A 12,575-nucleotide genomic window follows, 5' to 3' on the forward strand; every position below is an offset into this window, starting at 1 on the left:
TAGTTTAGAATAAAATTCTGATTTATGAAATTTTCAAAATTTCATATCCTAATTAAATGTTGAATTTAATCTACATCATGTGCTAGATCATATTATAAAATTTAGTATCAAGAACAAGATCATTATTGGAATAATGACATTAGTTCTTATTATATGGGGAGTTTGGTCAGCTACTAAACTTCCAATTGATGCTGTCCCTGATATCACGAATAATCAGGTACAGATCTTTACTACCACCCCTACTCTAGCTGGACAAGAGGTAGAACGTTTGGTTACATTCCCTATTGAACAAAGCCTCGCAAATATTCCTGACATTGAAGAAATCAGATCTATTTCTAGGTTTGGCCTTTCTGTTATTACGGTTGTATTTAAAGAGGAAGTCGATATTTATTTTGCTAGGCAACTTATCAATGAAAAATTAGGGGATGTATCGGAAAATATTCCCAAAGGTATTGGTACACCAGAAATGGCGCCTGTAAGTACAGGTCTAGGAGAAGTCTATCAGTATATTATACACCCAAAAAAGGGTAGCGAAAAGAAATACTCCTCAATGGATTTGCGGGAAATGCAAGATTGGATTGTAGCCCGGCAACTTTATGGTACTCCAGGTGTCGCTGAGGTGAATAGTTTTGGTGGTGAACTAAAACAGTACGAAGTGGCTGTTCATCCTGATCAACTTCGGGCAATGGGTGTGAGCATCCCAGAAATATTTACCGCATTAGAACAAAACAACCAAAATACCGGTGGTGCTTATATCGATAAAAAACCTAATGCCTATTTTATCCGAGGAATAGGATTAGTAACTTCCCTAGAGGATGTTGGAAATATTCCTGTTAAAACTGATGGAATTGTCCCAATATTTATCAAAGATGTGGCAGATGTACGTTTGGGTAGTGCCGTTCGATATGGGGCTTTGACTTATAACGGTGAAGTCGATGCTGTTGGTGGCGTTGTCATGATGCTGAAAGGAGAAAACAGTAATGATGTGGTTAACCGCATCAAAGAAAAATTGCCAACCATTCAAAAATCTCTTCCTAATGATGTTTTAATTGAACCTTATCTCGATCGGACTGATCTCATTGATCGTGCAATCAGCACCGTTCAAAAAAATCTTATCGAAGGTGCGTTAATAGTAATTTTTGTCCTGGTTCTTTTCCTAGGAAACTTAAGAGCTGGTTTAATTGTTGCTTCTGCAATCCCATTATCTCTTCTTTTTGCTTTAGGGATGATGAATGTCTTTGGTGTAAGTGCTAATCTGATGAGTTTGGGGGCAATTGATTTTGGATTGATAGTCGATGGTGCCGTTATTGTCGTTGAAGCAACTTTACATCATCTTGGCCTTAGAAAATCCACCCACAAATTAAGTCAATTGGAAATGGATCAAGAAGTTTTTGATTCTGCATCCAAAATTAGGACCCAAGCTGCCTTTGGGGAAATTATTATTCTAATCGTCTATATCCCCATTTTAACACTCGTCGGAGTGGAAGGTAAAATGTTTACTCCTATGGCAAAAACGGTAGGATTTGCAATTTTTGGCGCACTAATCCTTTCCCTGACTTATATCCCTATGATGTGTGCGCTTTTCTTACCTAGAAAAGGGCATGAAAAGAAAACTTTCAGTGACAAATTTATAGATAAATTACACGATATATATGCGCCCCTGCTAGATAAGGCAATTCAAATAAAATACATTATTGTATCCATTGCACTTGCAATTTTCTTATTTAGTTTGTTCCTCTTCAATAGAATGGGTGGAGAATTTATCCCTCAGCTCCAAGAAGGTGATTATGCTTTCCATTGTATTTTACCTCCAGGAACTTCCTTAAGCCAAAGCATCGAAACTTCCATGCAAGCTTCCAGAATAATTAAAGAATTTGAAGAAGTCAAAATGGTGGTAGGAAAAACTGGTTCAGCAGAAGTGCCAACAGACCCTATGCCACCTGAAGCAACGGATATGATGGTAATTTTAAAACCTCAAGAAGAATGGACCTCTGGTAGGTCTTATGAAGAATTGGGAGATGCTATTATGCAAAAGCTCCAAGTTATCCCTGGAGTTTTCTTTGAAAAAAACCAACCGATTCAAATGCGTTTTAACGAATTAATGACTGGGATTCGTCAAGATGTTGCAGTGAAAATTTTTGGTGAAAATTTGGATAGCTTAATGAATTATGCAAATAAAGTAAATGCTATCATACAATCTGTTCAAGGCGCTACCACCCCTCAGGTTGAACAAGTTACTGGTTTGCCCCAAATCAATATTCAATACGACCGTGTAAAAATGGCAAATTATGGCCTAACCATTCAGGATGTAAATGATATGGTTAGTACTGCTTTTGCAGGAAAAAGCACTGGATTGGTGTATGAAAATGAACGCCGATTTGATCTTGTGGTAAGACTGCATGATGAACACAGAAATAACATTGATGATGTAAGTGAATTACTAATCCCAACCAAAAATCATCAGATGATTCCATTGTCTCAAGTAGCTAAAATCGATTTCAGTATCGGTCCTGCTCAAATAAGTCGCGAAGAAGGAAAACGAAGAATAGTAATTGGATTTAATGTTTCTGGAAGAGATGTGCAATCTGTCGTCGAAGAAATTCAAGAAAAACTTAGTAATCAAGTAAAATTACCATCTGGTTATTATTTTACTTATGGAGGGCAATTTGAAAATCTACAAATGGCAAGCGCAAGACTAATGATTGCTGTGCCAATTTCTTTATTCCTTATATTTTTATTGCTCTACTTTACATTTCATTCATTTAAACAGGCTTTGTTAATTTTTACCGCAATACCTATGAGTGCAATTGGTGGTGTATTCGCTCTATTAATTCGGGATATGCCTTTCAGTATTAGTGCTGGCGTAGGTTTTATCGCTTTATTTGGTGTAGCAGTATTGAATGGTATTGTCCTCATCGGAAAATTCAATCAACTTGAAAAAGAAGGAATAACTGACATAATTAAAAGAGTAAAAGAAGGGACTGAAGTAAGATTAAGACCAGTATTGATGACTGCTACGGTAGCATCTTTAGGATTTCTTCCCATGGCAATCAGTACAAGTGCTGGTGCTGAAGTTCAAAAGCCTTTAGCAACTGTAGTTATTGGCGGTTTGGTCACTGCAACGATATTAACCTTATTTGTACTTCCTCTCCTATATATCATTTTCAATTCTAAAATTAATCTTAAAGGAAGAACAATGAAAACAATAGTTTCCATAATGGCTTTCATAACCTTAGGTTGTTTAACTGCTAATGCTCAACAAAAAATAAATATTGATCAAGCTATTCAATTTACCTTGGAAAATAATAAAGGAATTCAATCTAATGACCTTCAAATAAAAGCATCAGAAAGCCTATTAAAAACCACATCAGAACTCCCCAAGACTGATCTGAATTTCCAATACGGCCAAAATGACGGTTTCGAAAAAAATGACGCCATTTCAATTGCTCAAACTATTCCCTTTCCAACTTTATTTAATTCTAAACGAGAATTAATACGTGAACAAATCAAGGATAAAACACTTTTAAAAGAATTGAATATCAATCAATTAAAAACACAGGTAAGGACGTACTTCTTTCAAATTGCATATTTAGAAAATAATGAAAAAGAACTGCAATCATTAGATAGTATATACGTTGATTTTATTCGTATAGCTGAAGTCAGATTCAATGCCGGTGATACAAAAAAAGTAGATATTAATACTGCTCAGGCCAAAAGAGGCGAAATAAACTTACTCCTGAAACAGAATAATATGATGATAAGAAATGCATATAACAGTTTAAAGAACCTTATGCAATACAAGGAGGATTTTTTCATTGATTCTCCTGATGAATTTGTCCCACTGAAAATCTCAGAATTAATCAATACTTCAAAAATTGAAGATCACCCTCAGATTCTTGCGCTTTATCAACAAGCCAAAATAGCTGAAGCCAATAAAAAGGTTGAAAAAGCAAATGGATTGCCCGATTTTAAAATAGGATATACAAACACATCCTTAATAGGGATGCACCAACGAAACGGTATAGAGCAATATTACGACCGAGGTCAGAGATTTCATTCTTTCGACATAGGTATAGCTATCCCATTAACATACGGTACTACAAAAGCTAAAATCAGATCGTTAGATTATGAAAAACAAGCAGCAGAAAAGTCTGCTGAATGGCAAAAACAAAAAATGCTTATTGATTATCAAAATTTAATGAACCAATATGAACAAAACTTAAATCAGTACAGCTATTTCAAAGAAAATGCACTACCGAATGCAAATGAAATAATAAACGCTGCAAAACTAGGATATTCTGCAGGAGATATCTCTTATGTTGAATATCTTTTTGCCCTTCAAACAACTACGGATATATACCTCAATTATTTACGAAGTATTCAAAGCATAAACGAAACCGTAATTTCAATTTATTCAATAGCCAATCAATAAAAATATGAGAACTCAATATATTATCAAATTAATGTTCATAAGCATGGCTATTGCCTTATCCTTGAACGCATGCAAATCAGATAATAAGCAAGCTTCAGAAACCTCTGAACATTCAGCAGAATCTGAACATGAACATGAACATACTGATTCTGAAAAATCAACAATTGCATCTTTAACCGAAGATCAAATTAAAGAAGTTGGAATCCAATTTGGAAAGATTGAACAAAAAAATCTAACCGCCCAAATTACTGCTAATGGCGTCTTAAATGTTCCAAATAACAATCGTTCAAATGTAACTCCATTGTATGGTGGGGTTATTCAAAACCTTTTAGTACAATTAGGTGATCATGTTCGTAAAGGCCAAACAATTGCAACCATCATAAATCCTCAATTCATCCAAATACAAGAAGATTACTTAAATGCTAGTAATGAAATTATTGCTGCAGAACAAGAATTACAACGACAACAAGAATTGAATGCCGGAAATGCCGGTGTAAAAAGAAATCTTCAAAATGCTAGCAGTAATTTAAATATACTCAGAACAAAAAAAGCTGCTACAGCAAAACAACTTCAACTATTGGGAATTAACCCCAACTCCATTTCAACATCCTCTATAAAGTCTGCTTTATCCATTTCAAGTCCAATTAATGGAGTTGTCTCCAACGTCTACGCAAAATTAGGGAGCTATGTCGATGTCGCATCTCCTATTGTGGAAGTCGTAGACAATAGCATGATACATTTGGACTTACAGGTATTTGAAAGAGATTTACCTAAACTAAAATTAGGTCAGGAAATTAATTTTACTACCACAAATAATCCCGCTAAAACTTTTTCCGCAAAGATTTCTAGAATTGGCGCATCCTTTGAAAATAAAAGTAAGACTATTGCAATACATTGTTTAGTTATCGGCGATAAAACAGGTTTAATCGATGGAATGAATACATCTGGATCCATTAGTGTAGATAATATAACAAGTGAAGCCGTTCCAAATGAGGCAATTGTAGAATCTGAAGGAAAAACTTATATTTTCATTGAAACGAAAAAGGTAGCTGAAGAACACGAGGACCATGAACATGACCATGCAGCTGAAAATGAATCTAAAGAATTACCTGTTCATAATGAAGACGAAGTTCATGACCATAGTCAAATTGAAAAATCTTCTTCAAATAAGGTGAATTTTGAAAAAATTGAAGTCATAAGAGGAGTTTCAAATATGGGATTCACAGGCATCACTCCGATTAATGAAATTCCCTCTGACAGCAAAGTAGTTATTAAAAATGCTTTTTTTATAAACGCTAAAATGAGCGGAACTGTTGGACATAGCCACTAAAATCCAATTCCCTAATTGAAAAAGAATAATGAACAACTGAACCATACTATGTTTCAGTTGTTCATTAACAAAAAAATGAATATGAAACATAATATTCCTCCCCAATACGAAGGGAAAGATTTGAATATTTCTGATTCTGTTGAATTTGAAAATGAAATTGCTGCTAAGAACTTTTATTTAGATGCTAAAAATAGATTATTACAAATCAATAATTGGGATGATATTGCAAAAGTATCCGCCTCTACTTTCCAACATTTAGATTCATTCGGAAATTATTCTAATGAAAAGCCAGAAGAAGGTGACTATATAAAAATTGATATTCCTGGTCCTGGATTATACAGTACAGGTGGATACGACTTTGTGAAAATTGAACAAATATCGGAAACGAATGAGCCTAATAATGACTTAATAACTATGACCCTCAGACCATCTAGCAAACCTGATGACGAAGATGATCATGAAACAAAACATTTCTTTAAGAATTTAGCAAGTTCAACATTTCAAGTTAAAAGAAATGGGAGAATTGTTGAAGCCAATTATTTTGGAAGAAATGAACTAATAAACACAGAGTTAGATTCTTTAATTGATAGGATAAGAAACCTTTTTGTCGCATTTGGAGCCAAGTTAGGAGCATCTTATCCTCAATGGAAGTCCTTAATATCTGGGATTTTGAATAAGTAACCTATTGTTCACTTTCTCCCATTAATGTGGAAAGTAATTCTTCAACACAAATTGTAGCATATGTGGATTCATGATCAGAATAAGCATATGGTAAAATCAATTGGTTATTATGAATAATCTGACCACAGGAATATAAAACATTCGGAACATATCCGTTCCTTTCTTCTTCATTGGCAAACAACAAAGGTTCCTTCAGCTTTCCTATTACTTTGGTAGGGTCTTTAAGATCCAGTAACATCGCCCCAATTACATATTCACGCATAGGACCAACCGAATGGGTAATAACCAACCATCCCTTTTCAGTTTCTAATGGCGATCCACAATTGCCAACCTGAATAAATTCCCATGGAAACTCTGGCTCAGATACAACATGGATTTCTCCATGCCAATTTGTTAAAGAATCAGAAAATGAAACATAACTATTTTCTCCATCTACCCTACATAACATCGCATATTTTCCATTAACCTTACGAGGAAATAATGCAGCCCCTTTATTCGCTATTTTCCCATTAATAGGTTGAATTTTAAAATTTATAAAATCCTTGGTTGACAATAGTTTAGGGAGAATAGAATGGCCATCATAGGCGGTATATGTAGCGTAATATGTGATTTTCCCCTTTTCATTCTTAAATCCTACAAATCTTGCATCTTCAATACCGTTTTTTTCAGTATCACTAATTGGAAAAATAACACGTTCTGAAATGGATGTATCCAAGGAGTAAGCTATTTCATAATGTGAAGAAGCAAGCCATAATATCTGCTGCATCAATATCTGGCTATCATGACTTAACTCATTTTCTTCCTCTATTTCATTAACAAACCTGACTAACTCATCATAAATAAAGGTATCAGCAAATTTCTCATCAATGATCTTTATAATATCCTTTTCAGGATTATGCATTTGCAATAACTTTTCTAAAAACTCCTCCTTCTTATATCTATAGTTTTTGACATGTTTTGGTTTGTCTAATAAGATTCCGACTTCATCTAATGTAATATTTAAGTTTTTATCAATTATGCCCGACCTAAATACAATTGATGATAGATGACCCTCGCCCACTGCTCTAAAACTGAGTACAACCCTCTTTTCTCCTTCATGGGTTTGAGATTGATCTGGAGAGATAACAATAGAGGGATTAAAATATGCAGCTGCCTCAATAGAATATTCCATAGTGAAATATGAACCTATTAATAGTTTCTCTACATCAGAAAGCTTCTGCTTGTCAATTTTAAGCTCTTTCAGTTCTTGCTCCTTAAATTTAAAGTTTCGTTCTAATACATTCAGAACACTACGATGCCTACGAGCGTAATTCCTTAAAATTTGTGTAATCAAACTATATTTTTGCTCTTCACTCAGACCTAAAACCCTTTGAATTATTCTCTTTGAACGATCTGAAGATAAATTGAATCTTCGTGCTAATACGCGATCCAATTTTGGTTTGAAATATATATTCTTTCTATTTACTGTTATTCCCATTGCATCTATTATCTTTTTAAAACATTCTATCATTAAACGTATTAAATAAAGAGTTGTTTATTATTTGTCATTTTATTAAGATTTCATCGTCGTTCAGAACAATTTATATCTCTAAAATGTTCAGGATATACCAAATGAATAATTTGGAAATCAAATTTGCAAAAGGACATCTATGAAAATATTAATTATTGGTACTTACATGCCTAGAAAATGTGGAATAGCAACATTTACGCATGATTTATATAAATCAATCTCCATAAAGAATAATGAAATAAACATTTTGACAATTTCTGATGGTTCTGAGTCAGCCTTTCCTAGAGAAGTTAAAAGAATCATTTCTAGAGATGAGAAAGAAAGTTATATCGAAGCAGCAAAATGGGTAGAAAGCCAGAATTATGACTGTTGTATCCTCCAGCATGAATTTGGAATTTTTGGTGGAAATGCTGGAGATTTTATCCTTGATTTTGTTAAAAACCTTAATATTCCAATAATTACAAACCTTCACACAATATTAGAAAATCCTAGTATTGATGAGTTCAATGCTATTAAAGAATTAGCCTCGTTGAGTATTAAAATCACTGCAATGACAAGCAGGGGAATAGAAATGCTAAAAGATGTCTATTCATTAAACCCTTTCAAACTTGAGCTTATTCCTCATGGTGTTCCAGATTTTAATCTTACCCACGAGCAAGCAAAAGCAAGATTAGGATATGAAGATAAAAAAGTTATGTTATCATTTGGACTATTAGGTCGTAGCAAAGGATACGAAGTAGCCATTAAAGCTTCATCCCTTGTTGAAGATGACAATTTCATCTATATCATTCTCGGAGCTACTCATCCTAATGTTTTAAAAGAAGAAGGTGAATCTTATAAAAACAGCTTAATACAGCAAGCTCGAGATTTAAAATTATCTGGAAAAGTCTTTTTTATTGATCATTTTGTCAGTGATGAAATGTTGCAATTGTACTTAAAAGCTTGTGATATATATGTTACTCCTTATCCAAATAAAAATCAAATGAGTAGCGGAACGTTATCCTTTGCAATAGGTGCTGGTGCAGCAGTAATTTCTACCCCTTACTGGTATGCTATTGACTTATTAGCAAATGATAGAGGTCTACTATTTGATTTTAATGATTCAAATGAATTAGCAAATCACATCAATGATTTATTAAAAAATCCTAAAAAATTAAACAGGTATAAAGAAAATGCACTACAATTCGGGAAATCAATGTCTTGGAAAAATGTTGGAAATATGCATCTTCAACTTATATCTAAATTAATAAATCCAAGAAATAAAATTCAAGAAATAAAAAGAAAGCAAGAACCAGTTAAATTCCTAAATCCAGGTAAATCTAATTTTCTTATCTCATCATAACTATAGGTTTTGCTAAAAGAAGAATATAACAATACTTTAAGGGACTTTTTTAGAAAAGTCCCTAATATTGACTTAGCATACATCAAATCCTTAACCAACAGAACAGGAATCCTACAACACGCTAAATTCAATATCCCAGATTATCATCACGGCTATTGTTTAGACGATAACTCAAGAGCTTTACTTCTCATTTTAATGGCATCCCAAGAATTAGATGAACCCATTCAAGATGATTTAATCTCAACTTATTTATCATATATCTTTTATTCTCAAACTGAAAGTGGATATTTTATAAATTTTATGGGTTATGATTTGAAATTTTTAGAAACAATTGGATCCGAAGATTCAATAGGAAGAACAATTTGGTCGTTGGGATACTTAATTGGACATCATAAATTCAAAAAGTTCCATGCTATTGCGAAGGAAATGTTTGATAAAGCTATCAATCATGTTATCAATTTTAAATCAATTAGAGCAATATCTTATAGTGTCTTAGGTATTTTATACTTTCTTAATACATATCCAAACCAACAATCCCAGTTGAATCAGATAAATAAGTTATTATCATTCTTAGAAGATGAATTTAATGCTGCCGCAGAAGATAACTGGCACTGGTTTGAAGAAATAATCTCTTATGATAATGCTATAATACCTTTAAGTCTTCTCAGAGCAGGAAGGTTTTTTAATATAGAGAGATTTAAAAATATTGGAATTAAAAGCGCCAAATTTTTAGACAATATCCTCTTTAAAAATAATTATTTATCACTTATTGGTAATGAAAATTGGTTAGCAAAAAATTCCAATTTTAGTAATGTTGGTCAACAACCAATTGAAGTATCAAGCATAATCCTCTTAAACAAGGAATTATTTCTTATTACTTCTGAAAATGAATATTTAGAAAAAATAAAGCTTTCCTTTCTTTGGTTTTTAGGAATTAACGATCATAATTATTGCTTATTTAATTTTGAAAATATGGCTTGTTATGATGGCTTAGAACCTTATGGAATAAATGGAAATATGGGTGCAGAAAGTAACATAGCTTTTTGGATTTCTTACATCCACGTTAAAAACGTTTTATAAAATTCAATTGAACGATTTCACTGTCCATTTGTTTTAATAAAAGAAGCAACCAAAAAGGAGATGCTATGAAAAATGAAAATAAAACAAAACACCCAATGGATGGAAAAAATGATGTTCACACGACTTCTAAAAAAAGAAATGAATATCCAATTGATAAACTGGAAAATAAAACTAAAATCGAATTGTTAGCCGAAGCTAAAAATGCAGGCATTAAAGGTAGACATCAATTGAATAAAAATAATCTAATCCACGCAATAAGGAACAATTTAAAATAATGGCAAAATCCTTTACCAAAAAATCTTTTTCAAATAATGCCTTAAAATATGTTGACAGTAACTTACAAGGTTTTTCGAGGAAGAAAAATGGTAAAGGATTTTCTTTTTTTGACCATAAGAATAAAAAAATAACCAATCAAAAGATTATTGCTAGAATAAATAATTTAGTAATACCACCGAATTGGAAAAATGTATGGATCTGTCCGTTTAAAAATGGCCATATCCAAGCAACCGGATTAGATGATAGAAAAAGAAAACAGTATATCTATCATCATTTATGGATTCAACATCAAAATACAAACAAATACATACATCTATATCAATTTGGTAAAGGCTTGCCTACCTTAAAAAAGAGAATTAACAAAGATTTGAAGAAAAAGCAAATTGATGTCAATTTTATTGCCGCTTTAGCTATAAAGATTATATTAAAAACTTCAATAAGGCCGGGTAATGAAGTGTATAAAAAATCTAATGGGTCATATGGATTGACAACTCTTCAAAATAAACATGTCAGTTTGAAGAATGGAATAGTCACATTTAAATTTGTAGGTAAAAAGGCTGTTAAACAAGAAAAACAAATTAAGGACAAAGCTCTATTTAATTTAATAAAGAAAGTTAAATCAATACCTGGCAGCAGATTTCTGCAATTTTATGATGACAACAAAAAAATACGACCAATAAGTCCTGCTATTTTAAACTCATACCTCCAAAACATATATCAAAATAACACGACCAATAAAACTATTCGTACTTGGAATGCCTGTTATTTAAGTCTTGAATTTCTACTAAATAACTACCAAGCTAATCAGAAAAGAAATAAAACATCCAAACAGTTAATTGAATTTGTAGCCTCTAATCTTGGAAATACAGTGGCAGTTGCGAAAAAGAACTATATCGCACCTAGGATTATTCAAGAATTTGAAAATGAAAAACTAGATACTTGGTTAAGCAGAAATAAAAAAACAAAAGTCAGAAAATCAATAATTCAAAAGAAATTATTGAAAATTTTAAAGTAATCTATATCTATAAAACATACTACACTCTATAGTATAAATACTTGATTAATAAATAAATAAAACCTATTTGACTCTCAAGGTTTTTATTAATAAAGTATTTAAAATCATGGAAAACACAGATAAAAAAATTGACCTACTTAATGAAGCCATTGAAATTAATAATGACCGAATTAAAGGCTATGAAAAAGCTATTGAAATTGCTGCTGATGCAAACTTAAGAGAATTACAAACTTTATTTAAAAGTTATATCGAGCAGTCTCAACAATTTATTATGGAATTAAAGCCATTATTAAAACAGTATCATGTTGAACCAGAATCAGGAACAAACTTGACAGGTAAAATATTCAGAATCTGGATGGATATTAAATCGGCCATCTCCCCTTCCATATCACAAGCAATATTAGATACTTGTGAACGTGGAGAAGATGAATTTAAAGAAACTTATAAGGAAATTCTAAGTGAAAGCCTCGATGATTACAGAAATCTTGTCGATATCTTACAAATGCAACTTTCTAAACAAATTGAAGCCCACCAACACATTAAAGAACTAAGAGATTTATAATTTGAAATTATAAGAAATTTAAATAGGTATTTAATTATTTAATACGGTTTTTGTGATGTTAAATACGGTTTTTTTATTGATAATTGATAACATAGGAACAATCATTCTATATTTAAAAGGTTGATAATTATTATGGACTCAAGCCTATTAAACATATTTTTTTTCATCGTTGTAATTCTGGTAATTGGATTTACTATTTACAATATTCGCTCAAATAGACAAAAGAAAAATTAATAAAATTTTAATAGTGAGTGATATAATCATCTGGAATAAAAGGAAATAAAATTCAGACTACAATTTATATTAATTTGCACTTGTTTATTATAATAAACAATTCATTTTCCAAA

General features: G+C 32.0%; 9 protein-coding genes. 8 read left to right on the forward strand and 1 reads right to left on the reverse strand.

Annotated elements, in window-relative coordinates; genetic code table 11:
- The first annotated feature begins 79 nt into the window (after positions 1–79).
- The 3 genes from E0Y80_RS08435 (at position 80) to E0Y80_RS08445 (ending at position 6,443) form a co-directional block, all read left to right on the forward strand.
- Positions 80–4,432, forward strand: coding sequence for a CusA/CzcA family heavy metal efflux RND transporter (locus tag E0Y80_RS08435; protein ID WP_156307225.1), 4,353 nt, complete (start codon positions 80–82; stop codon positions 4,430–4,432).
- Between the two features lie 4 nt (positions 4,433–4,436).
- A complete protein-coding gene (locus E0Y80_RS08440; RefSeq protein WP_156307226.1) occupies positions 4,437–5,762 on the forward strand; it encodes an efflux RND transporter periplasmic adaptor subunit in 1,326 nt (441 codons plus the stop codon).
- An 81-nt stretch (positions 5,763–5,843) separates the two neighbouring features.
- Positions 5,844–6,443 (forward strand): hypothetical protein, encoded by a 600-nt coding sequence (locus tag E0Y80_RS08445; RefSeq protein ID WP_156307227.1) that lies wholly within the window; start codon positions 5,844–5,846, stop codon positions 6,441–6,443.
- A 1-nt stretch (position 6,444) separates the two neighbouring features.
- Here E0Y80_RS08445 and E0Y80_RS08450 read toward each other — a convergent pair whose 3' ends face one another.
- Positions 6,445–7,920 carry a glycoside hydrolase family 130 protein gene (locus E0Y80_RS08450; RefSeq protein WP_156307228.1) on the reverse strand — a complete coding sequence of 492 codons (1,476 nt, stop codon included), beginning with the start codon at positions 7,918–7,920 and terminating at the stop codon, positions 6,445–6,447.
- 172 nt (positions 7,921–8,092) lie between these two features.
- Between E0Y80_RS08450 and E0Y80_RS08455 the strand changes: the two genes are divergently transcribed.
- The 5 genes from E0Y80_RS08455 to E0Y80_RS08475 all read left to right on the forward strand — a co-directional run bounded on the left by E0Y80_RS08455 (position 8,093) and on the right by E0Y80_RS08475 (position 12,228).
- Positions 8,093–9,295, forward strand: coding sequence for a glycosyltransferase family 4 protein (locus E0Y80_RS08455; RefSeq protein WP_156307229.1), 1,203 nt, complete (start codon positions 8,093–8,095; stop codon positions 9,293–9,295).
- A 9-nt stretch (positions 9,296–9,304) separates the two neighbouring features.
- Positions 9,305–10,375 (forward strand): hypothetical protein, encoded by a 1,071-nt coding sequence (locus E0Y80_RS08460; RefSeq protein WP_156307230.1) that lies wholly within the window; start codon positions 9,305–9,307, stop codon positions 10,373–10,375.
- A gap of 65 nt (positions 10,376–10,440) precedes the next feature.
- Complete coding sequence (locus E0Y80_RS08465; protein WP_156307231.1) at positions 10,441–10,650, forward strand: hypothetical protein; 210 nt, start codon at positions 10,441–10,443, stop codon at positions 10,648–10,650.
- Complete coding sequence (locus tag E0Y80_RS08470) at positions 10,650–11,666, forward strand: DNA topoisomerase IB (RefSeq protein WP_156307232.1); 1,017 nt, start codon at positions 10,650–10,652, stop codon at positions 11,664–11,666. The genes E0Y80_RS08465 and E0Y80_RS08470 overlap by 1 nt, the downstream gene beginning before the upstream one ends.
- 106 nt (positions 11,667–11,772) lie before the next feature.
- Positions 11,773–12,228, forward strand: a complete 456-nt coding sequence (locus E0Y80_RS08475; protein WP_156307233.1) for a ferritin-like domain-containing protein — start codon at positions 11,773–11,775, stop codon at positions 12,226–12,228.
- Positions 12,229–12,575: the final 347 nt, after the last annotated feature.

This window comes from Sphingobacterium endophyticum (assembly GCF_009733535.1).
GTDB classification, from domain to species: Bacteria; Bacteroidota; Bacteroidia; order Sphingobacteriales; family Sphingobacteriaceae; genus Sphingobacterium; species Sphingobacterium endophyticum.